At 37.7% G+C, this 23448-nt stretch carries 16 protein-coding genes; 14 read left to right on the plus strand and 2 right to left on the minus strand.

Annotated elements, in window-relative coordinates:
* Positions 1 to 366 precede the first annotated feature (366 nt).
* The 13 genes from CA2015_RS20220 to CA2015_RS20280 all read left to right on the plus strand — a co-directional run bounded on the left by CA2015_RS20220 (position 367) and on the right by CA2015_RS20280 (position 18325).
* A complete protein-coding gene (locus tag CA2015_RS20220; RefSeq protein ID WP_048643540.1) occupies positions 367 to 954 on the plus strand; it encodes an RNA polymerase sigma factor in 588 nt (195 codons plus the stop codon).
* Between the two features lie 129 nt (positions 955 to 1083).
* Positions 1084 to 2097: a FecR family protein gene (locus tag CA2015_RS20225; protein ID WP_048643541.1), complete on the plus strand. Its 1014-nt coding sequence runs from the start codon at positions 1084 to 1086 to the stop codon at positions 2095 to 2097.
* Positions 2098 to 2145: 48 nt separating this feature from the next.
* Positions 2146 to 5607, plus strand: coding sequence for a SusC/RagA family TonB-linked outer membrane protein (locus CA2015_RS20230; RefSeq protein ID WP_048643542.1), 3462 nt, complete (start codon positions 2146 to 2148; stop codon positions 5605 to 5607).
* Positions 5608 to 5657: 50 nt separating this feature from the next.
* Complete coding sequence (locus tag CA2015_RS20235; protein ID WP_048644654.1) at positions 5658 to 7190, plus strand: SusD/RagB family nutrient-binding outer membrane lipoprotein; 1533 nt, start codon at positions 5658 to 5660, stop codon at positions 7188 to 7190.
* Positions 7191 to 7628: 438 nt separating this feature from the next.
* A complete protein-coding gene (locus CA2015_RS20240; protein WP_048643543.1) occupies positions 7629 to 8402 on the plus strand; it encodes an HpcH/HpaI aldolase family protein in 774 nt (257 codons plus the stop codon).
* 4 nt (positions 8403 to 8406) lie between these two features.
* A complete protein-coding gene (locus tag CA2015_RS20245; protein ID WP_048643544.1) occupies positions 8407 to 9840 on the plus strand; it encodes a GntP family permease in 1434 nt (477 codons plus the stop codon).
* 24 nt (positions 9841 to 9864) lie between these two features.
* On the plus strand, positions 9865 to 11025 hold the full coding sequence (locus CA2015_RS20250; RefSeq protein WP_048643545.1) for a mannonate dehydratase: 1161 nt from the start codon (positions 9865 to 9867) through the stop codon (positions 11023 to 11025).
* A gap of 62 nt (positions 11026 to 11087) precedes the next feature.
* The gene (locus CA2015_RS20255) at positions 11088 to 11963 is read left to right on the plus strand and encodes a 2-hydroxy-3-oxopropionate reductase (RefSeq protein ID WP_048643546.1); all 876 of its coding nucleotides are present in this window, start codon (positions 11088 to 11090) and stop codon (positions 11961 to 11963) included.
* 18 nt (positions 11964 to 11981) lie between these two features.
* A complete protein-coding gene (locus CA2015_RS20260; protein ID WP_048643547.1) occupies positions 11982 to 13295 on the plus strand; it encodes an enolase C-terminal domain-like protein in 1314 nt (437 codons plus the stop codon).
* A 78-nt stretch (positions 13296 to 13373) separates the two neighbouring features.
* Entirely contained in the window at positions 13374 to 14321 is a 948-nt protein-coding gene (locus CA2015_RS20265; protein WP_048643548.1) for an RraA family protein, read from the plus strand.
* Positions 14322 to 14504: 183 nt separating this feature from the next.
* Positions 14505 to 15782: a mandelate racemase/muconate lactonizing enzyme family protein gene (locus CA2015_RS20270; RefSeq protein WP_048643549.1), complete on the plus strand. Its 1278-nt coding sequence runs from the start codon at positions 14505 to 14507 to the stop codon at positions 15780 to 15782.
* 23 nt (positions 15783 to 15805) lie between these two features.
* On the plus strand, positions 15806 to 17284 hold the full coding sequence (locus CA2015_RS20275) for a mandelate racemase/muconate lactonizing enzyme family protein (protein ID WP_240477860.1): 1479 nt from the start codon (positions 15806 to 15808) through the stop codon (positions 17282 to 17284).
* A 105-nt stretch (positions 17285 to 17389) separates the two neighbouring features.
* Positions 17390 to 18325 carry an RraA family protein gene (locus tag CA2015_RS20280; RefSeq protein WP_048643550.1) on the plus strand — a complete coding sequence of 312 codons (936 nt, stop codon included), beginning with the start codon at positions 17390 to 17392 and terminating at the stop codon, positions 18323 to 18325.
* Between the two features lie 406 nt (positions 18326 to 18731).
* Here CA2015_RS20280 and CA2015_RS20285 read toward each other — a convergent pair whose 3' ends face one another.
* Positions 18732 to 21755: a PAS domain S-box protein gene (locus tag CA2015_RS20285; protein WP_084011921.1), complete on the minus strand. Its 3024-nt coding sequence runs from the start codon at positions 21753 to 21755 to the stop codon at positions 18732 to 18734.
* Between the two features lie 635 nt (positions 21756 to 22390).
* Positions 22391 to 22789, minus strand: coding sequence for a hypothetical protein (locus tag CA2015_RS20290; protein WP_048643552.1), 399 nt, complete (start codon positions 22787 to 22789; stop codon positions 22391 to 22393).
* A 92-nt stretch (positions 22790 to 22881) separates the two neighbouring features.
* Here CA2015_RS20290 and CA2015_RS20295 point away from each other — a divergent pair, with 92 nt between their 5' ends.
* Positions 22882 to 23445: a LemA family protein gene (locus CA2015_RS20295; protein ID WP_048643553.1), complete on the plus strand. Its 564-nt coding sequence runs from the start codon at positions 22882 to 22884 to the stop codon at positions 23443 to 23445.
* Positions 23446 to 23448 lie beyond the last annotated feature (3 nt).

Here is a 23448-nt window from a genome sequence, read left to right on the forward strand (position 1 = left end):
CAAAGGTTTTAGTTGGTTGTATTGATCTTTTTCTAAGGAATAATTTCGGAAAAAGTATTGAAAACTTTTCATCTAATTTATTGATATGCAATGCATAGAATAAATTTAAAGGCTTGTGGATAAAAGAAATATATTTACAGAAAATGATTTTTTTAGTTATATATTTAGCTATACCTACTTTCTTATTAATTAATTTTTACTAAAATATCTTAAAATATATAAATTTTTGACCAAATACTGATTATTCTTTAAATTTTTTAATCTACAATATTTTGTATAATTAGTTTTATGAAGTGTGGTAAAATATTGTGTATTTATAGAAAAATTCATTACTTGTATAGTGATGTATTAAAAATAACTTAATCAATGGATAAAAAACTATCCGTTCCAAAGCTTGTAGGCTTGTTGCAGAACGGAGATCAAAAAGCCTACGATGATCTATATAAGCTATTCACTCCAAAAATTTTAAATACATGTAAAAAAATGTATCTAAACCAGCAGGATGCCGAAGAGGTCGTTCAAGAGGTGTTTTTAAAAGTTTGGATAAAAAGGGCTGATTTAGACAATACCTTGTCATTTAACGCCTACCTATTGGCAATCATGCGTTCGCTGATATTCAAACGATCCAGGAAACAGGCCCTGGATATTGCCTACCAAAAATACAATATTCAATTTCTCCAAAAAGTGGACAATAGTACAGAGGAATCGATCCTTTATGAGGAGATTAAGTCCTTTTCAACCAAGGCCATTGCTTCACTTCCCAAAGGCCAACAAGAGGTGTTTTCACTAAAATTCTCAGAACAGCTCACAGCAGATGAAATTGCTGAGAAACTTCAAATATCCAAAAGAACAGTCGAAAATCAATTGTATAAGGCAACTAAAAAACTTAAAAAACAATTAATTTCAAATGAATTGATCCCTTATGAACTTCTGTTCATGTTGATAATTTATTAATACAAACAATTATTCATTGCTGATTTTTTAAAATGCAATTTATTTAGTAAAAAAATAGGTAAAATTAAGAGTATGCGTAAGTAAATGTAGGTAAGTAAGGATATATACCATATAAACCCAAATGTGCTAATGGATAACTTTACCAGAAAGTGGCAGAAATTTCATGAAGGCAGTCTTTCTAAGAAAGAAGCTGTTGAGTTTTTACATTTTCTAGAAAGTGATTTGGGTAAAGCAAAATTTGAAAGCCTCTTAACGAAAATTTGGACGGATCAAGGAAGAATTAATCCTCAAGAATCAAGTCCCCTTTCCAATCCTTCTTCCAGCTTAAATAATAAAAAGGATAATTTTTTCAAAAAATTCACTTCCTATGATATTTCAAGGATCGGCACCCTCTTTAAATATGCAGCCTGTTTGTTGGCTTTTTTCTTATTGCTGAAAAACATTTACCTCTTACCAAACTTCTCAATTAATACTACCAATGAAGGGTCTGAAACGGTATGGGTTACAAAATCAAACCCTAAAGGAGTAAAATCCAGGATACTTTTACCCGATGGTACAAGGGTTTATTTAAATGCAGAAAGTCAAATTAAGTATTCCAATAACTTCATCAAAAACAGGTTTGTAATCCTAGATGGGGAAGCATTTTTCGATGTTATTGAAGATAAAAATCATCCCTTTATTGTCGAGGCATCCCATATCAAGACAACGGTTTTAGGTACCTCTTTTAATGTCAATTCACATTATCCGGAATCGGTTGAAATTGGCCTTGCTACTGGCGCTTTAAAAGTAACCAATTCGGCTACAGGAAAAGAGCTCTTATTGGCCCCAGGGGAAGCAAGTAGAGTTGTTGATGACAACAGCAAGATGGAAAAGTACAAAGTTGATCCAGAACAAATTGCTCAATGGAGAAAAGGGGTCCTTTTCATAAATAATGAAAAATTTGACAGGGTTATAAAAAAATTAGAGAACTGGTATGGGGTTCATATCACTGTCATTGGTGACAGACCTACAGGTACTTGCAGTGGAACCTTCGAAAAAAACACCTACCTGAGTAATGTTTTAAACGTACTGGCACATGCCTTAAATTTTAGCTATGAAATAGATAAGAAACAAGTAACAATTAACACAAATAATGATAGATGATTAAATAGGTAATTAATAAAATTAGTTCTAACCAATACCCAAAATCCCATGAAACAAGTTTTATTTAAAAAGTTTAATGCCCTAAAATTTAGATTTCTAATAATAGGGTTGTTAAGCATAATCACAATGCTTCCTGCATTGTCTGCCAATACTGCCAAGAGTATTGAAGATGTAAAGATCAAATTGGACTTCCGTGAAGGGAATTTAAAGGATCTCTTAGGTAATATAGAGAGTAAAACCGACTATAGGTTTTTTTACACCGATAAAGCAATTGTAGACAAGGATGTGCTTACCCTTGGTCGTAACAAAGGTACTGTTGCTGATATCTTAAAAGACCTCGCCCGGTTAAAAAACCTACATTTCAAGCAGGTAAATAACAATATCAGTGTTAAATTTTTGGAAGATAAAGCAAAGAACAAAGATGTTGAGATTGTTATCAATGAGGCCGATATTAATGTCAAAGGAAAGGTTACAGACAATAATGGAGAACCTATTCCAGGAGTAGCCATTGCTGTCGTTGGAACTACTATTGGTACAATAACCAATATTGATGGTGAGTTTTCTTTAACGGCACCTGAGGATGGGCAGTTGATGGTTTCTTATATTGGTTTTAGTAGCCAAAGAATCCAAATCAATTCCAGGTCGATTATTAATGTCACCTTAGAAGAGTCAATTTCTGGACTTGAAGAAGTGGTAGTAACTGCTTTGGGTATAAAAAGAGAAGCTAAAAGCTTAGGTTATGCCACATCTACAGTAGAGTCCGATGAAATGACGATTAACAGAACGCCTAATTTCATCAATTCACTTCAAGGGAAAGTACCAGGAGTAAACATTACCTCTATGGGTTCTGGACCACAGGGTAGTAGTAAAATCAGGATCAGGGGTGTCTCTTCCTTTGGAGGAAATAACTCTCCTTTGATTGTGGTGAATGGGGTTCCCATTGACAATACCAATTTTGGAGTAAGTGGGGATGTTTCAGAAGTAGGAAGCAATAGAAAATCAGATAGTGGTGATGGTTTAAGTAGTATTAATCCTGATGACATTACTTCAATGTCTGTTTTGAAAGGAGCCGCAGCTTCTGCTTTGTACGGTGCCAGGGCTAAAGATGGGGTAATTATGATTACTACCAGAAATAGGGCATCGGGATCAGGAATTCAAATAGAGCTTAACACCAATTATACAAATGATACACCACTGGATTTTACAGATTATCAGTATGAGTATGGACAAGGTGAAGGTGGCATAAGACCTAACTCTCCACGACCGGTTTCAGGGGTTTGGAGTTTTGGGGAAAAGATAGAGCCAGGAATGACCCAAATACTATTTGATGGTGTAGAAGTTCCTTACACGGCTCAGCCTAATAAAATTAGAGATTATTACAGAAATGGCTCTACACTTTCCAATACCATTACCCTTTCTTCAGGTGGTGAAAATGGTGGTTTTAGCCTTTCAGTTTCTAATATGGACAGTAAGGCCATCTTGCCTGGCTCCAATTACAATAGGAAAACCATAAACCTAGGCTTTACTCAAAACATAAAAAAATTAACTGTCTCTGGAAATATCAACTATTCTAAAGAGGATAGAATAAACCCACCCAATATAGCAGAGCAGGATTTTAGCCCAGTGGTCATCTACACCTTAGCGAGTTCCATGCCATTGTCATTATTAGAGCAATATGCCTTTGATGAAAACGGTGATGAATTTCCCTATTCCAGATTTACTAACAGAACCAATCCTTATTTTGCACTTTCAAGGTTTGAAAACAACATTAGGGATAGGGTTTATGGTAATGTAACGGCCAAATATGACATTACAGATTGGTTGTATGTTCAAGGAAGATTTGGACAGGATTTCTATTCCAGAGATTCAGAATACAACCTACCTACAGGATCGCAAAGACAATCCTCCCCACCTCCAGGATTTGTAAACGGTCAATATGTACAAGATATAAGAAGATTTAGAGAAGTTAATACCGATTTCCTTATAGGAATGAACAAGACATTTGGAGACTTTGGCTTGATGGTTAATCTTGGAGGAAACCAGATGTACAGAAGGCTGGATGTAAATACCCTTTTGGGCGAGAATTTTTACACCCGTGATCTTTATACAATAGGGAATGCAAGTAAAATCACCACAAATTATAGTATTTCTGAAAGACAGGTTAATTCCTTGTATGCGAGTTCTGAATTGTCATGGAAAGGTTTCCTTTATTTGAATGGAACGGTTAGAAATGACTGGTTTTCTACCCTTTCTCCAGCCAATAGAAGTATCGTCTACCCATCTGTTACAGGAAGTTTTGTCTTCTCACAGGCTTTTGAAAACCTGCCAAATTGGATTTCTTTCGGAAAGGTTAGATTGGCCTATGCTGAAGTAGGTAGTGATACAGATGTTCAGCCTTATGCCAATAACCTATTCTACAATATCAATCAACAACAATTCCCCAATTCCAATGGCGTTGCGCAACCGGTAGGTTCTATAAGTGGCTCCGTAGTTCCAAATTCCAATTTGAGGCCAATGAGGGTTACTGAAAAAGAAATAGGTTTGGAATTGACACTATTTGATAACCTTCGTTTTGAAATGTCCTATTATGACAAGTTGTCTTCAGACCAAATTCTTCAAGCACAGATATCTGATGGATCAGGCTATCTTAATCAATTGATTAATGTAGGAGAAAGTGAGAACAAAGGTTTGGAAATGTATGCGGCTATATCTCCGATAAAAACTTCAGATTTTGAATGGAATTTTGGAGCCAATGCTTCTTATAATAAATCTAAAGTACTAAGTCTAGGTGATGATGTAGAAGGAACTTTTATCACTGTAGGTTTAGCAGAATTTCATGGAGAATTAAGACAGGAAGTTGGCAAGCCTATGGCCCAATTGTATGGGTGGGGATACCTTAGAGATGATCAGGGCAGACAAATCTTTGATCCGAACAGTGGACGTCCATTAAGATCTAATGAACAATTGAATTTTGGTTCAGCCATTCCTGTATGGGTTGGAGGATTTACCAATAGCTTCAATTATAAAAAACTTAGCTTTTCCTTCTTGATAGACTTTAAATTGGGACATAAATTGATCTCAGGAACCCATACAAATGCTTATAGGCATGGATTGGATAAAGCCACACTAGTTGGAAGGGATGTGGGATACGTAGTAGGTGATGGTGTAAATCCTAATGGAGAGGTTAATACAGCTCAAGCTCCTGTACAGACCTTTTATGAGACCATTCGTTCTGGAAGAATGTCTGAGCAATCTGTTTTTAATGCAGGTTCTTGGCAGCTTCGCCAGTTAACTCTGGGCTATGACTTAAGTAGCTTGATTCCTCAAAATAACTTTGTTAAAGGATTGAAATTTAATGTTGTTTCTAACAATGTAGCTGTGATAAAAAAGTGGGTGCCGCATATTCATCCTGACCAAAACGGTATTATCTCAGATAATAGTGCTGGTTTGGAAGCTACCGGATTACCTATTACAAGAAGTATTGGGTTCAATCTAAATGTGAAGTTTTAATGGCTTTACGACATCCAATCAACCATGAGTTACAATTAAATTTATCAGAGATGAAAAAGTCAAAAAAATCATACATCTATCCCTTTATTTTACTGTTCATTTTATTCTCCTGCGATTCGGGCTTTGATGAGATGAACACTAACCCTGTTCGGCTTACTTCGATAGACCCCGCGTTTCAATTGAATCAGGCCATAATCTCTAGTTCTCCTGGCTACAATAACTTGACTTATGAAGTAACTATTGTCAGACAAATGATTACTCCCTTTCAAGGGGTAGGAACTGGAGGCAATTTAAATCAAGACAATAGAGCAGCCACAGAAGGAAACTGGAACACGGGTTATCGTACCGTATTGAAAAACCTAATCGATGGTTTGGCCAGGCTGGAATCCATGCCAGAAAGAACTAATCTTAAACATATTCTTCAAATTTGGAAAGCACATACTTTCATGACCTTAACCGATACCTATGGAGACATTCCTTATTCAGAAGCTGGTAAAGGATACATTGATGGTTTGGTTTTTCCAAAGTATGATTCTCAAGAAAGTATCTATGCTGGAATATTAAGTGACCTAGAAGGCGCAGTGCAAGGCCTTGATGCATCTAAGGATGCAATAGGGCAGGAAGTAATGTACAGTGGAAATGTGGAACAGTGGAAGAGGTTAGGGAATTCTTTAATGCTTCGTGCTGGTATGCGACTTTCTAAAGTCGATCCTACTTCCGCTGCTTCTTATGCCAGCAAAGCAGTTTCAGGTGGTTTGATGCAGTCAAACGATGACAATGCCGTTGTCCGACACAATGCAGATTATAGAAATGGTGTAGGTACAAACCTTAATGGAGGACAAGCACCTTTTTACTATCTGGATCAAGAATTTGTTGATTTCCTTAAAGACAACAACGACCCCAGATTGACTTCTATCGGGGTAAGGTATATTGGTGCGCTTAGCGGTAATGACCAAGTTGAAGAAAATGCCAATAGGGATTTTGATGCCCAGGTCGGAATGCCTCAGGGCTATGACAATACCACCATTATTCCTGTAGTAGAGGATGCAGGTTTGGCGAGCTTGTTTGATTATACACAATTGGATAGAAGTAGGATGGGAAATCCTGAAGCACCAAATTTTCTAGTAACCTATTCTCAAACATTGCTTTTATGGGCAGAAGCTGCTTTTCGTGGCTGGGCCCCTGGGGATGCCGAACAATTGTACCATGACGGTATAAGAGCACATATGGAGCAAATGGCATTGTGGGGCAATAATATGGCTATTTCTTCTAGTGAAATCGATGCTTACATAGCTGCCCATCCATTGGAAGCTGGTAAAGAACTTGAGCTCATTAATACTCAGTATTGGATGTCCTCTTATCTAATTGGCCATGAAGCATGGGCAAACTTTAGAAGATCAGGTTATCCTGACGTAGATCCTAATCCTTACCCAGGTAGTGACCTTAAAGAGGAAGACTTTATCAGAAGACTAACCTATCCTGATTCCGAGTTAACTGTCAATAAAGAAAACGTAGATCTTGCCACCAGTAGAATGGGGCCGGATATTCTTGATACAAGAGTTTGGTGGGATGTGAAACAATAAACATTTCAATTACACAGATGGGTACCTATTGAGTTTTGTAATCAAAGGAAAATCCTTCGGATGGTGATTGGGTTTCAGTACAAGTATTGAAATGAGATGGATTAACCCGGATTATGTAATAGAATTTCTCCGCCCTGACATTGTCAGGGGTGAAGCCTGTCCCGTGTTTACGGGAAGTGTTGCAATCGCAAGAAAATCAGGCTGTTTGGAGATTTTAGCATAGCACCGCTATGGTGAAATTGAAAACAGCAACGAAGTGGCTGATTTTAAAGCGATTTCAGCACGTAATAGATTGTCTATTGCATATTTCGGGTTTAACTAATCCTATGATTTAGAAAAGTTTACATGGCCTGATAGGTTCCCTAATTGTGTAAATGAGAATCGTGTTTCGTGAAAGGAATAGAAGAAAATCAACTTAATACCATACTATAAATTTTAATGAAAAAAATCAAAAAACGAATTAAGGCGGGTGAAACTTTGGCCGGGTGCTGGCTCAATCTTGGTAGTTCTGTAACGGCCGAAATTGTTGGCTTATCAGGTTACGACTGGGTTCTGATTGACCTAGAACATGGAGCTGGAGAACAAACAGATCTCTTACACCAACTTCAGGCTTTGGAACATACACCGGCGGCTTCCTTGGTCCGTGTTGAAAGCTATCAAAAGGAAAGAATCCATCGCGTTCTAGATTTGGGAGCCAATGGAGTAATGGTGCCCCGCATTAAATCGGCCACAGAGGCCAAATCAGCCATTGCTGGTATACATTATCCACCTCTAGGAGTGAGGGGAGTAGCCAAAATGGTCAGGGCCACTGGTTTTGGGAAAAATTTTGATGCCTATAAAGAAGGGACCCTGGATAACTTGCTAGGAGTAATTCAAATCGAAACGGTGGAAGCACTTGATGAATTGGATGAAATTGCTTCATTACCTGGAGTTGATGTACTATTTATTGGCCCAGCAGATCTTACAATGGCTTTAGGTATTGATGGAGATTTATCTCATCCCTTATTTATTGATGCCGTAGATAAAATCATAGCAGCAGCAAAAAATGCAGGTAAGGCAGTTGGTATATTAATTTTTGATCCCAATGATTTTGCAAAATACAATGAAATGGGGATACAGCTTATTGCCTGTGGTGCTGATGCCACTTTTGTTGCCAATGGTGCAAGGGCGCTTGCCAGTCAGTTGAATTCGGCTAAGATAAAAAAGGAATAAACACATGTTACAGGATCCTTTAATTATTTTAGTGATTGGCATGGTCATCGTTGTAGGTGGCATAATTGGTGGGAAATTAAATCCTTTTATTGCATTAATATTGGCAGCCTTAGTAGTAGCTTGGTTGACCCCTGCTACAGCAATTGTAGAATTTGCTTTAAGCAAAGGTCAATCTGAAACGGCAGCTAATGCCTTGGCAAATACTTCTATTGGAGAGCGCATTGCTGCTGCTTTTGGAAGTACTGTTGGTAAAATTGGTATTCTGATAGCTATGGCGGCAATTATAGGCAAGGCCATGCTAATGAGTGGGGCGGCGGAAAGAATTGTTAGGTCAATTCTGGGGCTAACTGGTGAGAAAAATGCACCTTTGGCCTTTTTAAGTGGAAGTTTCTTTCTTGGAATCCCCGTATTCTTTGACACTGTCTTTTATCTGATGATCCCTTTGGCGAAAGCCATGGCCATGCGATTGAAGCAGAGTTATTTATTGTTGGTCTTGTGCATTACGGCAGGGGCAGCAATGGCAAATTCTCTTGTACCACCTACTCCTGGCCCCTTGTTTCTAATTGCAGAAATGAATATACCTATAGGAATGATGATGGTTGGAGGCTTTCTAGTGGGAACAGTTACCATTATAGCGGGATATTTCTTTGCAGTATGGGTTAACAAGCGGAATCCTATTCCATTAAGGGAATCCCTAGATGCTCCCCTAAGTGAAATTGAAGCTTTGGCTAATAAAGATGCTTCGCAGTTACCTTCACTTTCCATTTCCTTGTCTCCGATCCTTGTACCCCTATTGCTAATTACAGGAAGTGCTACCATAAACACTTTCATGGATGTTAATGAAGCAGGTAGCGAAAATATTCTCTTGGTTTTACTTAAGTTTTTTGGCGAGAAAAATATGGCCTTGATTATGGGGGCTATGGCTGCATTGCTGACTTTATTTCTCCAAAGAAATAAATCCAATGATGGAATGAAAGGAGCTGTCCAATCCGCCTTAACCAGTGGTGGAGTAATTATACTAATAACGGCTGCAGGTGGAGCTTTTGGTGCCATGTTACAGCAAACTGGTATTAGTTTACGCATTGCAGACCTAACTTCAGGTTACCAAATGGCCTTGATTCCATTGGCATTCTTTATAACAGCACTTGTAAGAACAGCTCAAGGATCGGCCACTGTTGCCATGATCACTGCTTCGGGAATCCTGTCAGGTATGTCTACCACAGGCTTGGATTTTCATCATTTGTACCTTGGTCTAGCTATTGCTTGTGGTTCCAAGCTCGTTCCATGGATGAATGACAGTGGATTTTGGATTGTATGTAAAATGAGTAATCTTACGGAAAAAGAAGCCTTGAGAACCTTTTCCCCATTGCTTACCATCATGGGCATTGTAGGCTTAATAACCATAATGATTGCAGCTAAAATTTTCCCTTTAATTTAAAGTTGATTATAAACCCAAAGTATTATGAAAAACTTCCTTAAAACCCTTCAAAGAAGGAAATTTATGAAACTTTTTGCTTCTGGTACAGCAGGAGCATTGACTACGGCTACAGTAGCCATTGGTGCGGATAGATCAGCCTCCAGACCTTCTTCTATAAAAGCCCAAGCAGCAAAAAAAGTATTGATGAAAGTAGGCTGTCAATCGGGAGGTACTTCCGAAGAAAACCTTGCTTTTAAAGCCAGGCATGGTGTTTATAACATGGACGGTGGAATGCCTAAATTCGTTCCAGGTAAAGGTTGGGACCTGGAAGACTCCTTAAGGAAAAGAGAAGCATGTGAAAAATTCGGAATTAGTTTGGATGCTTATCATCTGCCTTTGACTTCCGCCGGGATCGATCGTGTGGTAGTACCCAATATCATGCTGGGAAAAAGTCCTGAAAGAGATAAGGAAATAGAAATGATCCAACAAATGATTCAGGTTTCTGCAAAAACAGGTGTGAAATTGTTGAATTACAATACCACTATTTTACCTGTGCTGCGAACGGGTAGAACCATTGACCCAATGAGAGGTAATGCTTCCTACAGTACCTGGAATTATGAAGAAGCCCTAAAGCGGGAGCAGCCGCTTACCGTTGCAGGAGATGTAGATGCTGATGAAATCTTTGAAAGAATTGCCTATTTATTGGATAGAATTGTTCCAGTGGCTGAGGAATACAAAGTGCAATTGGGAAATCACATTGCTGATCCACCGGTTCCAGATAAATATAAAGGGATAATGAGATGGAATAGCCCTGAAGTTTTTGAAGGTATGAAGAGGTTTGCTAAATTGTCAGATAGTCCCTATCATGGTTTTAATTTTTGCATAGGGTCTATAGCTGAAGGGCTAAGGGATCCGAAAAATGATATCTTTCCAATCATAGAATATTTTGGAAAGAGAAAACAGATATTCAATGTTCACCTCAGAAATATTAAAGGCAATTACAACAATTTTCAAGAGGTATTTCCCGACAATGGTGAAATGAATTTCTTCCATGTAATGCGGGCCTTAAGAGATGTGGAATTTGATGGCATGGTAATGCCAGATCACGTGCCTACACATGAGGCAGAAGGAGCTAGTTCCCAAGCATTTTCATTTGCTTATGGACACATTATAGGTATACTCCAAGCATTAAAAGATGAGGCCTGATTTCAAAAAAATAACTATCAATAAATAAGTGACCAAATAATAATTAACAAAGAGCAACTATTATGAAGAAAGTAGGATTTATAGGATTGGGAATTATGGGTAAACCCATGGCTATCAACTTAATCAATGCTGGCTACGAAATTAATATTTTAAATAGTAGCAAAGCCGCTGCTGACTTGACGCCTAAAGGAGCAACTGCCTATCACTCTTGTAAAGAAGTAGCGGAAAATTCAGAAATCATTATTACCATGCTTCCGGATTCTCCAGAAGTAAATGAGGTGGTTTTTAGTGATAAGGGTGTTTTAGCAGGAGTCAAATCAGGGAGTATTTTCGTAGATATGTCAACCATTGCACCATCCACAGCTAGGGAGGTTGCAGAAGCCATGCTTTTGAAAGGTGTGGATGCATTGGATGCTCCTGTATCAGGAGGTCAGGTAGGAGCGGAGTCCGGAAACCTTTCGATTATGGTTGGAGGGAAGCAATCTGCTTTCGATGCAGTAAAGCCATTGTTTGAAGTGATGGGTAAAAGTGCAGTTCTCATTGGAGATGCCGGCGCTGGACAATTAACCAAAGCCTGTAACCAAATGATTGTGGGAATGACCATACAGGCGGTTGCTGAATCTTTTACATTGGCTAAAAAGGCTGGTGTTAACCTTGAAAAAATGCGTGAAGCTCTTTTAGGAGGTTTCGCCCAAAGTAGAATACTTGATTTACATGGTCAAAGGATAATTGACCGGAATTTTGAACCAGGATTTAAAATAAAATTGCACCGTAAAGACATGAACATAGCCTTAATGGCGGGTAAAGAATTTAAGGTGCCTCTTTATGGCTCTGCCTTGGTAGCCAGTCATATGGATGCCGTATTGGCTGCTGGATGGGATGAGAAAGACCATAGCGCCTTGGCATTGTTAATGGAAAAATTATCCAATGTAGACTAAACCTTCATTCTAAACACTATGAATAAAAATACAGCAGGTAGGGGACCGATCATTAAGGAAATGATCATAACCCCTATCGCGATTAAGGATCCACCGCTATTGAACGCGGCAGGATTACATGCACCCTATGCATTGAGAACCATAGTAGAGTTAGTGACAGAGGATGGAATTGTTGGAATTAGCGAAATACCAGGAAACGACGCCATTAATAGTTCTCTGGCTGAGGCTGCCAAAATTATTATTGGTAGAGATGTCTACCAATTTGGCAAACTACAGCAGGCATTGAATGCTCATTTTGGCACCGACACTAGCAAAGACAGGGGAGATGCCCCATGGGATCAAAGAAAACTTGTACATGTTTTTTCAGCCCTTGAAGTGGCCTGCCTTGACATTATAGGAAAGGTGGTTAACAGACCAATAGTGGATCTTTTGGGAGGGAAAATGCGGGATGCCGTCCCTTTTGCCGCTTACCTGTTTTTCAAATACGAAGGTGCTGGAGGAGAGCTCGGTTTTGGAAAAGCACCAAACGCGAGCGGATGGGATGCTGCAAGACAAGAAGCAGCTATAGATCCTAAAGGAATCGTTGCTCAGGCAAAGGCCATGTGTAAAAACTACGGCTTCCAATCCATAAAACTAAAAGGTGGGGCTTTTGAGCCTGAACTTGAGGTGGATGCCATGTTTGCTTTGCACAAAGAATTTGGTGAAGACATGCCATTAAGGTTTGATCCCAATGCCATTTGGAAGCCGGAAACCGCCTTGAAATATGGTAAAAAAATGGTGCCAATCTTGGAATATTTAGAAGATCCTGTTCGTGGACAGGAGGAAATGGCCAAGTTAAGGAAATTAATAAAAACACCTTTGGCGACCAATATGTGTACCACCTCCTTCGATGAAATTCCATCAAGTATTCGATTGGGTGCGGAAGATATTATTCTTAGTGATCATCATTTTTGGGGAGGTTTAAAAGCTTCTATGGAATTGGCAAAACTCTGTAGCACTTTTGATAGAAAACTGTCCATGCATTCCAATAGTCATCTAGGCATTTCATTGGCTGCTATGGTTCACTTAGGTGCTGCATTGCCTGAAGTTCCCTATGCGCTAGATACGCATTATCCTTGGCAGTCTGAAGAAGTGATACTTGGAGGAAGTATATCATTTGAAAATGGGGCTGTAGAGGTACCTAAAGGCCCGGGTTTAGGGGTAGAGTTAGATCGGGAAGCCTTGAAAGTACTTCATCAGCAATACCTTGATTGCGGTTTGTCTAAAAGAGACGATCAGATAGAAATGAGAAAAGTGCAGCCAGGTTGGACTTTTCAAAAAGTAAGATGGTAAAATAATTATGGATAAGGCATTACCAATTTCTTCTAAGATAGTTTTCAAATAAAGTTTTTATTAATTAGCTGATTCAGTATGCAAAAATGGATAAGAAGAAAAGCATTGTTTGCACTATCATTTTTCTTAATTGTAATAATTCATAGTGAAGGACAACAGATAAGTAAAGAAGAAATGCTTTTCCTCACCCCTCAATGGAAAGGTGAACGTTTTGAAGATGGTCGCCCTAAGGTTTCTGATTCACTATTGGAAAGGATGAAGATGGTAACCCACGAAGAAGCCTGGGCTGTTTTAAAGAATGAAGGCTACAAATACCAATATGCCGAACACTGGGAAACTATTCATCCGGATAGTGTCCTGGTGGGTAGGGCACTTACAGCTACTTTTATGCCAGGAAGGCCAGATATCCATGATGCCATTGACAAAAGAGGCAAGGCTGAAGGAAAACGTGGTCAAAACAGTTGGCCCGTAGACCTTTTGGTACCTGGAGATGTTTATGTAGCTGACCAATTTGGTTTGCATGTTGGAGGTCCTACCATAGGAGATAATGTAGGGAATGCCATCTATGCAAAATCCGGAAATGGTATCGTCTATGATGGAGCCATTAGAGATATCAACGGCTTGAAAGCCATAGCTGGATTTGCATCTTATTTTAGTAGTTACCACCCTTCCCATCACAACCAATCAGGGGATCTAAATACCATGTTAATTGGAATCAATAAACCTACCAAAATCAGACAAGTAACAGTAATGGCAGGAGACGTGGTATTGGGTAGAGATGGGGCCGTTACTTTTATTCCTCCTCATTTGGCGGAAAAAGTTGTTGTGACTTCTGAAGTAGTACGTCTTCGAGACATGTTTGGCCACAGTAGAATTAGAGAGGGAATATATACTGCAGGACAAATTGATACGCGTTGGTCTCCGGAAATAGAAAAGGATTTTTCTAAATGGCTCAATGATCATATTGATGACTTACCAATTCCAGAAGAACAGATTCGTGAAATATTAAAAGAAAGGACCTGGTAAAATGGTTTTTTCAATTTCCGGATACTAAAATATTAATTGAATAGTCTTGTGTTAATACATTTAAAATAAGTGTGATAAACCTATATTTATTGCTGAATTGAATGAGACGCCTCAGTTATTGACTCACTTTTAAGTTTATTGACTGAATTTTAATAGATCGATTTAAACCTAAAATAGATAAGCATGACTAAAAGCCTACACCGAAGGTCTTTTCTTTCTAAAGCCGCCTTAGCGGGCCTTACTGGATCGGCCTTTTTTTCCAATTATGGTACAGTGCTCTCTGCAGCAGTGGAAAAAATGCCCAGGCACTCGAATCCTTCTACACTTAAAATCACTGATGTTAAATGCGGATTCGTTAGGGGAGCCTTATATGTTAAAGTCTACACCAATCAGGACATCTTTGGCTGTGGTGAAGCAGTAGACGCCATTCATGGAACCTATCACTTGGTCAAAAGGCTTGGTGGGCAAATCAAAGGAGAAAATCCACTCAACCCTAACCGTCTTGCAGAGCAATTAAGAAAGGGAGCCTTTTTTGGTGGAGCCCAATCTGGGGTATTTGTGGCGGTTCTTACGGCTATAGAAACTGCCCTTTGGGACATTACAGGCAAAGTCTTTGGTGTTCCTGTTTACCAGTTATTAGGAGGTAAGTTTAGAGATAAAATCCGGGTTTATTGTGATACTGCATTGTACACATCCAGAAATCCAAGCCCTCAGGATTATGCACAAGCTGCTAGAGGGGCGGTGGATAGGGGCTATACTGCGGTTAAGTTTGATGTAGATGATGGGGGAGACCCTAATAAGTATGATCGATTCAATTGGACAGCTAGTCCCGCAGAGATAGATCGGATGTACAATGCCATTGCTGCAGTGAGAGAAGAGGTTGGCAAGGGAATCGATATTTGTGTGGACATGCATGGTCGGTATGATTATATAACGGGTGTTAAAATGGCCCGAATGTATGAAGACCTTGATTTAATGTGGTTGGAGGAACCAATACCAGCTGACAACCCTAATCTCTACCAAAAACTCACCCAACAGACCAGTACACCTATTTGCACGGGTGAAAATGTTTACCTGGCTTATGGTTTTGTCAATATACTAAAAGAGGGGGGTGCTGACATTATCATGCCAGATATTCAGAAAGCTGGGGGATTAGGAGAAGCTCAGCGAATCGCAAACCTTTCCAATTTATTTTATGTGCCTTTTAGTCCTCATATGGTGGCCTCCTTTTTAGGAGCCATGGCATCTTGCCATGTATGTGCCTCTGTTCCTAATTTTCAGATTATGGAATGGCAGATTTATATGGATACAGATCAGATGTGGCAGGACATAGTTACTTACGATGGTGAAAGAACTTCTGACGGATTCATTAAACTCTCTGAAAAGCCCGGAATTGGAGTAGAAATCAATGAGGAGGGGATGAGAAAATATGCAGTCAAAGATGTACCTTTTTTTGAATAATAAAATTACTTAAACCAATAACTATGAAACCAATAGATAACCCAAAATTTAGTAACCTTTTCAATTTACCTAACTCATTCAAAAAGGAGGAACCTCAAAAAACGATAGAGCCTCAAGAGACAGGAATTCCTGATCGAAGATCCTTCCTTCAGAAAGCGGCTCTAGGAGGATTGGGACTTGGTGCATTCATGTCCTTGCCAATTGAGGATACGCTTGCTCATTCCATGCAAAATGTCAATCGAAATTCTAATCCCTCAGATTTGAGAATTACGGATTTGAGAATTGCAGAAGTGGCAGGCGCACCTATGCGTTGTCCAATTATCCGAATCGATACCAACCAAGGGATTTATGGTTTGGGGGAAGTTAGAGATGGGGCGAGTGCAAGATATGCTCTAGTTTTGAAAAGTAGAATTCTTGGTGAGAATCCATGTCAAGTAGAGCGATTATTTAAGAAAATTAAACTTTTTGGAAACCATGCCAGACAAGCTGGTGGTGTTTGTGGTATTGAAATGGCTTTATGGGATTTGGCAGGTAAAGCCTATAATGTACCAATTTATCAAATGTTGGGAGGTAAATACCGAGATTCAATTCGTCTTTATTCAGATACCACCAAGTCCAATGATCCTGAAGTATTTGCCGATAGGTTAAAAGCCCGAAAAGACAAAGGCTATACCTTTCTTAAAATGGATTTTGGTGTGGAGATGGTAAAAGACAATGAGGGATCTGTTGTCAATACCAGAGCCTTTGAAAAAGGCAAATCATGGGATTCAGAATATGGTAGCTATGGTAGAACAGGACACCCATTTACAGGAGTCCAAATAACAGATAAAGGGATTGCAGAAATGGTTGAATTTGTTGCTGCAGTAAGAAATAAAGTTGGTTATGATATCCCCTTAGCGGCGGATCATTTTGGTCATTTTGATTATAAAGAATGTATCCGCTTAGGAGAAGCCTTAGAGCCATATCGGTTGGCTTGGCTAGAAGACATGGTTCCTTGGTTTTATACAGAAAAATGGAAGCAAATAACAAATGCCATTAAAACGCCCACCTTAACAGGTGAAGATATATTTCTCAAAGAGGAGTTTATCAAGTTGATTGAAGCTCGTGCTATCGATATGATACAACCTGATTTGGCATCCTCAGGAGGCATTTTAGAAACAAAGAAGATTGGAGATTACGCGGAAGAACAGGGCATACCTATGGCCATGCATTTTGCTGGAACCCCAGTTTCTTTTATGGCAAATATTCATTGTGCGGCTGCTACGGAGAATTTTATAGCACTGGAACATCATTCTGTAGATATTCCCTGGTGGGAAGACATGGTGAAAAATATCCCCAAACCATTGGTAATTGATGGGTTTGCCAAAGTACCGGAAGGTCCGGGCTTAGGAATTGAATTGAATGAAGAGGTGATTAAGCAACACTTACAAGAAGGTACTGAGTACTTTGCGCCTACTGATGATTGGAATACTGATCGATCAAATGACAGGTGGTGGAGTTAAAAACTAGTCTCCGTTTATGTAGGTTTAAATAATTTAGATTGGAGACTGGTTGTTTTATTACTTTCTTTTCAAGAAATTCACATTTAAATAGTATAAAACCTGATTATGATGAATAAGATTACGCTTGCTTGCCTCGTATGTCTATCGACATTTACGCTAGAGAGTTTTGCCCAACAAATTTCACCTACACCAGATCAAATCAAAGCTTTGACTGTAGAATGGGAGGGAGAAAGATTTCCTGATGGAAGACCAAAAGTTTCTGATGAATACCTTGAAAGACTTAAAGCCATATCCATGGAAGAAGCCTGGGGAATTTTAAGAAACAAAGGTTATAACAATCAGTTTGAAAACGATTGGATAATTTTAGATGACAATGAAGTTATGACTGGTCGGGCAGTTACTGCCCAATATATGCCTTTTAGAGAGGATGTAAATAACATGGTTAAGAAAGTTGGTAAAGAGGAGGGGAGAGCCCAATCCGGAGGTACCAATTCCTGGCCAATCGATGGATTAGTTGAAGGTGATATTTATGTTGCTGATAGCTATGGTAAAATTGCAGATGGAACTTTGATTGGAGACAATCTTGGAATCGCTATATATACCAACTCAAAAAGAGGTGTTATATTTAATGGTGCAGTGAGAGATATGGCTGGTTTGGACAAGATTGAAGGTTTCAATCTTTGGATAAAAGGTCATGATCCGTCCTACATCCAGGAAATGATGTTAACTACTATTAACTATCCAATTAGAATGGGAAGGGCTACTGTATTGCCTGGCGATGCAGTTTTGGCTAATAAATGGGGAGTAATATTTATTCCAGCTCATTTGGTTGCAGATCTTGTGATCAATGCAGAATTCACTGCGCTTAGGGATCAATTTGGTCACCTTAGACTACAGGAGAAAAAATATACTGCCGGAGAAATTGATAGCCGATGGAGTGAAAAAATCAAAAGTGATTTTATGAATTGGCTAAACAGTAAAAATGATCTACCTATGAGTAAGGCTGAACTTGATGCCTACTTGAAGGATAGAAACTGGTAAATCAATTGCAAGCCCTCCCTTGAAAATCAAAGGAGGGCTTATATTTTTCTAGGTTTTTAAACGTTAGTCAATTTAGATGACTAATGTTTAAGACAAGATAAACTAATCAAGATAATTACAGTGTAGTGGAATTAATTCCCGTATGATTTATGCCCTTCAGTAGTTTAACCCGAATTATGTAATAGGATTTCTCCGTCCTGACCAATGTCAGGGGTGAAGCCTGTCCCGTGTTTACGGGAAGTGTTGCAATCGTAAGAAAATCAGGCTGTTTGGAGATTTTAGCATAGCACCGCTATGGTGAAATTGAAAACAGCAACGATTGGGTATTTTGAAGCGATTTCAGCACGTAATAGATTGTTTATTGCATATTTCGGGTTTAACCCTCTCAAAGTCAATTAGTAGTTAGTTATTTCTGATTTGACCTATCTGAGATGTCCCTAATAATTCTGTCCAATTCTTTAGAAGAGTCCATGATATAATCTAAAATTTCTTGGAGTTCATCGCCCGAATAATTCATACTATTTTGGAGATTTATTAAACCCATAATCCTTGCTACAGGAGCTCGTACTACGTGAGATTGTTTCCAGGCAATTTCCCTTAATTTCTTATTTTGCATTTCTATTTCAGCAATATGATTAACCTTATCCGTAATATCCTTGGCAAAACAAGCTGCACCAGATACAAACTTCTTACCTTCCACCATATCTATTATAGGATAGAGTCCAATTTGAAATGTTTTAGGTTCTAGCCCTATTCCTTTGGGTGAAAAAGTAAGGTTTTGCTGAAAACCAGCTAAAACTTGATCAAATATACCCTGCCAATAATTTATATACTTCTTGTTAGAAGGTATATTAAATGGTTCACCCAGTTTAAACCTGTGCCCAGTAGACCTTTCCATTTCATCAAAATAGGCCTTATTAGCCATTATCAGTTTATATTGATCATCTATGGCCCAAATAAGGTCTTTTGTACTGTTGATAACATGCTCTTGAAGTAACTGAACCTCAGCCAATTTTTGCTGATGTTTTATTCTTGAGGTAATATCTTTAAAATATACTGCAATGCCATTCTCCTTCGGAAACGAAGATATTTCAAGCCAGATGTCCATACCAGGATAATAATCAACAAATTTCCTTTCCTCGCGAGTTTCCATGGAGATAACATATTCATTAAATAACTTAAGATCAATTGCATCACTGTAAACCTCCCATAGGTTTTTTCCAACAATATTCTCCCGGCATTTAAGAAGTATTTTTTCAGCAGCTTTATTCCAATAGGTAACAATCCAGTTTTTATCAACAGCAAAAAAACCATCTGTGATGCTTTCAAGTATGTCTTCCCGGTCCCTGTTGGATTTTTCTAGCCTTAATTTATACATTTCTTCATTAGTGATGTCGTAATTAATACCTACCATTCTAATAGGAGTGCCAGCATCATCTCGCAAAATTTTGGCCATGGCCTTCATAATTCTAATTTCACCTGTCTTTGGCAATTTTATTTTATATTGAGTATTGTATTCGACTTTATCTTCAAGAGCTTCTTGTATAATTTTAATATGCTTTTCCACCTCATCAGGAAGTAAAAAATTTTGCCACGTTTGATAATCTATCCTTAAATTATTTTCCTTTAAACCATATAGACTTTTCATGGTATCATTCCATATAACAATATTCTCCTGAATATTCCAGTCATAGATACCTATCGAAGCAGCTTTGGAAGCTAGTTTATAGCGAATATTTGCATCTTCTAATTTTTCCTCTACCTTTTTTCGTTCATTGATGTCCTGAATGCTACCGTAAATTCGAAAAAGCTTGCCATCTAACCATTCCGATTCAGCGTGAATCCTTACCCATAATGAATTCCCTAAAAACGTGACTATTTGAGCATCAACTTCAAAATGCTTTATTTCACCTTTTATGGCTTTGCCTACTTTTTCTTCGATTAGGTCTCTTGAATATCCTTCCTTATAAAAATTTATAGCTGTTTGTAGTTCTGGTTTATAGGCATCATCCAATTCATGGATTACTCTTGTCATGTGTGACCAATAAACGCTGTTGTTAGCAATGTTTACTTCCCAGGTTCCCATTCGAACTATTTCATGAGTTCTTTTTAATAATTCCTCTGAACCTTTCTGTTTGGTTATGTCCTTGCCTACGAAATAAATATAAAACCCAGAAAAAAGAAGGGTAGCTGAAATATTAATCCATTTTAATTGGTCATTGATCAATAGAGGTACATCTACATCTTCAATTGTTTTAGTCTTGTTTAAATTTGCTAAAAATTGATCAAATTCAGCTTGATAATCCTGAGGAATCATTTTACGAAAAGATTTGTCAATTAAATCTTTTTCAGTGCAATTGAGTGTTTTAGCAGTTTGTAAGTTTCCTTTTTTAATTTCTCCTTTATAATTGGTAATAAACAGCAGGTTTGGTGTTAGATCGAAAAAAGTCTTTAATTCATCCTCTGTTTTCATTCGCTTCAATTCGGCACCCAATTGAAGACTTATTTTTTCGAAGAGCATAAAATGTGAGGTTAATTCTATTTTCTTTTTTTGAGAAAATAATGTAATTACCCCAACCAGGAATTTATCATGGTAAACAGGAATCGCTACGGCAGTTTTTAATTTATATTTTAGAAAGGATTTATTTTCGGTAAACCCTGGATGATTTTTTAAATCTTCCCAGATAATGATTTCACCTTTTTCCCAAGCTAACCCTGGCAAGCCTACACCGATTTTTACTTCACTAAAGACATTTTTTCCATCAGAATTGTCACCAAAATCAAAGTTTTGTGCACAAGAAATAACTTTATTGAGCCTACTATTGTCAATATTCATTATCCAACCTTCTGCAAGTTTTAGATCTGTGTATACTAAAATTATCTTCAGTAATGCTTCGAATCTTCCTCCAAAATCTTTAGGTTGACTTACAGCCAAAGCCATTCTTTGAAATATTTCCTTTAATTCATTTTCCTTTTTTTTGTAAGTAACCTCGTCCTGCTTTAATGGTTTTTTTTCTACTCGGTTTTCAGACTTCAAGGGCTTTAACCCTAACTTTTGGCTATTCATGGAGAACCTTAAGGCTTTGTATAATTGTACTTTATCAAAAGTTTCTTTTATAAGTACGTCCTGTATTCCCTCCTGAATTAATTTAATATAAAAGTTTAGTTCAGAATTAGAGGTTAGTGCTATTATTGGGGTTTGGCCTAATTTTAGCTTTATTTCAGCTAAAATTTCATTTCTATTGGATTGAGGTAAATTTAAATCACAAATGACTAAATCATAATGATTTGAAGTAACTTCTCCAATGGTTTTATACCAGTTAAGTTGGGTTTTATCAATACCTATCTCTTCAAACATCTCTTTTAAAAGCATGTAATCCTCCAATACACCCACTATCACCAAAACCTTCTGAATATATAAATTATTCATAATATTATTGTTAGGTCAGGATTTATCCTACTACACTATATGGTTTATAATTGGATTAAATAATTAGTCCTCCTTTAAGATTAAACTTATTAATCTTGATCGAATTATAGAACCTTAATTTGGCATGATAGGTTTAGCCTTCATAAATTGTTTCTATATTCAACATAGTAACTAATTAAACATTTTTTGTAATAAATATAGTATTTTGGACACTTTTAATTTTATTACGTGAAAAGTATATCAAAAATTAATTAATAAGGTATTTAATTTTCACCCTTTTATTAATGATAAAATACATTAATAACTAGATGTGAATATGCTGTTGGTATAAAGAGGCCCCTAGGCTGAAGGATTAGCTTAAGACAGCTGTTTTCGATCCATTCATGGCTTTCAATTTATAAACTTTAATATTGGTGTTTTTTTTCTAATAGTAATACCAAAGAATCCCTATGGAAATAAAAAAATACAGCACCTAATTTTAAAAGAGAGATGGCTAAGTAAAATATACTACAAGCGTTTAAACAACTTAAAAGTGCAAATTTGCTTAAAGGGATAAGGAAAAAATTATATGAAATTCAGGATAAACTCAAAGTTAAAGTAAAAAAAGGGCAGTGATATTACTGCGCTTTTTTAATTTATTTGATTGGGAAATTCTCATTATTCTTGGTGTTTTCTACTCTTATTATCTCAGTGACCACATATTCACTAGCACCACGCCATGGGATTGGGTTGAGGAATTCTTTATACCGTAATTCTACAAATTTTCCTCCTGCTCTTTCCAATACGGAAGCCAAGGAGTCTCCATCAGCGCTAAACCGAAATTCATTACTTTGAAGGGCTCCAGGATTTGGACTTTGAAATCCATCTTGTACCAACCTTCCTTCCCAGGTTTTAAATATAAAGCCTTTCTTTTCGAAGTAGTTCAGATTACCAGCTTTAACACCTTCAGCAAATACAAAATAATACCTCCACCAGAATACACCCACAAGGATGATTAACACCAATACCGAAACTGGACCAATAAATTTTTTCATTTTGATTTTACTTGAAGTTAAGCCTCGCCAAAGATACTAATAAATCACAAATTTTGTATATTCAAACATTATATGTACAAACCCAAAATTATATGAGTACTATGCTGATTATTATAATAGTTGCCGTCGTTATTGGCTTCTTTTTAGTTTCATTATACAACAAGCTTGTTGCGTATAAGAACAACAGAGAAAATGCTTTTGCTGATATTGATGTTCAATTGAAGCAAAGGCATGATTTGATTCCACAGCTTGTAAGTAGCGTAAAAGGCTATATGGATCATGAGGCTGGGGTCTTGACTCGTGTCACCGAAGCAAGGTCAAAAGCAATCAATGCAACTTCAATTGATGGGAAAATTGCCGCTGAACAGGAATTAGGAGCAGCCTTACAGGGCTTGCAAATTCAGGTAGAAGCCTATCCAGATCTTAAAGCAAGTTCAAACTTCTTGCAATTGCAAAATGAAATTTCAGATGTTGAAAACAAACTTGCAGCTGCAAGAAGATACTTCAACTCTGCCACCCGAGAATTCAATGTGGCCGTTCAAAGTTTTCCTTCCAACTTGATCGCTGGAATGTTTGGTTTTCATACTGAAAAAATGTTTGACGTGGGAGAGGTAGAAAGAGAACGTCTCGACAAGGCTCCTGACATTAAATTTTAAAAT

Origin of the sequence: Cyclobacterium amurskyense, assembly GCF_001050135.1 — a bacterium.
In the GTDB taxonomy this organism is placed as follows: Bacteria; Bacteroidota; Bacteroidia; order Cytophagales; family Cyclobacteriaceae; genus Cyclobacterium; species Cyclobacterium amurskyense.

Excerpts from the sequence above, each read along its gene's own strand:
- CA2015_RS20220 (WP_048643540.1), top strand. The coding sequence starts at position 367 with ATGGATAAAAAACTATCCGTTCCAAAGCTTGTAGGCTTGTTGCAGAAC.
- CA2015_RS20225 (WP_048643541.1), top strand. The coding sequence starts at position 1,084 with ATGGATAACTTTACCAGAAAGTGGCAGAAATTTCATGAAGGCAGTCTT.
- CA2015_RS20230 (WP_048643542.1), top strand. The coding sequence starts at position 2,146 with ATGAAACAAGTTTTATTTAAAAAGTTTAATGCCCTAAAATTTAGATTT.
- CA2015_RS20235 (WP_048644654.1), top strand. The coding sequence starts at position 5,658 with ATGAAAAAGTCAAAAAAATCATACATCTATCCCTTTATTTTACTGTTC.
- CA2015_RS20240 (WP_048643543.1), top strand. The coding sequence starts at position 7,629 with ATGAAAAAAATCAAAAAACGAATTAAGGCGGGTGAAACTTTGGCCGGG.
- CA2015_RS20245 (WP_048643544.1), top strand. The coding sequence starts at position 8,407 with ATGTTACAGGATCCTTTAATTATTTTAGTGATTGGCATGGTCATCGTT.
- CA2015_RS20250 (WP_048643545.1), top strand. The coding sequence starts at position 9,865 with ATGAAAAACTTCCTTAAAACCCTTCAAAGAAGGAAATTTATGAAACTT.
- CA2015_RS20255 (WP_048643546.1), top strand. The coding sequence starts at position 11,088 with ATGAAGAAAGTAGGATTTATAGGATTGGGAATTATGGGTAAACCCATG.
- CA2015_RS20260 (WP_048643547.1), top strand. The coding sequence starts at position 11,982 with ATGAATAAAAATACAGCAGGTAGGGGACCGATCATTAAGGAAATGATC.
- CA2015_RS20265 (WP_048643548.1), top strand. The coding sequence starts at position 13,374 with ATGCAAAAATGGATAAGAAGAAAAGCATTGTTTGCACTATCATTTTTC.
- CA2015_RS20270 (WP_048643549.1), top strand. The coding sequence starts at position 14,505 with ATGACTAAAAGCCTACACCGAAGGTCTTTTCTTTCTAAAGCCGCCTTA.
- CA2015_RS20275 (WP_240477860.1), top strand. The coding sequence starts at position 15,806 with ATGAAACCAATAGATAACCCAAAATTTAGTAACCTTTTCAATTTACCT.
- CA2015_RS20280 (WP_048643550.1), top strand. The coding sequence starts at position 17,390 with ATGATGAATAAGATTACGCTTGCTTGCCTCGTATGTCTATCGACATTT.
- CA2015_RS20285 (WP_084011921.1), bottom strand. The coding sequence starts at position 21,755 with ATGAATAATTTATATATTCAGAAGGTTTTGGTGATAGTGGGTGTATTG.
- CA2015_RS20290 (WP_048643552.1), bottom strand. The coding sequence starts at position 22,789 with ATGAAAAAATTTATTGGTCCAGTTTCGGTATTGGTGTTAATCATCCTT.
- CA2015_RS20295 (WP_048643553.1), top strand. The coding sequence starts at position 22,882 with ATGAGTACTATGCTGATTATTATAATAGTTGCCGTCGTTATTGGCTTC.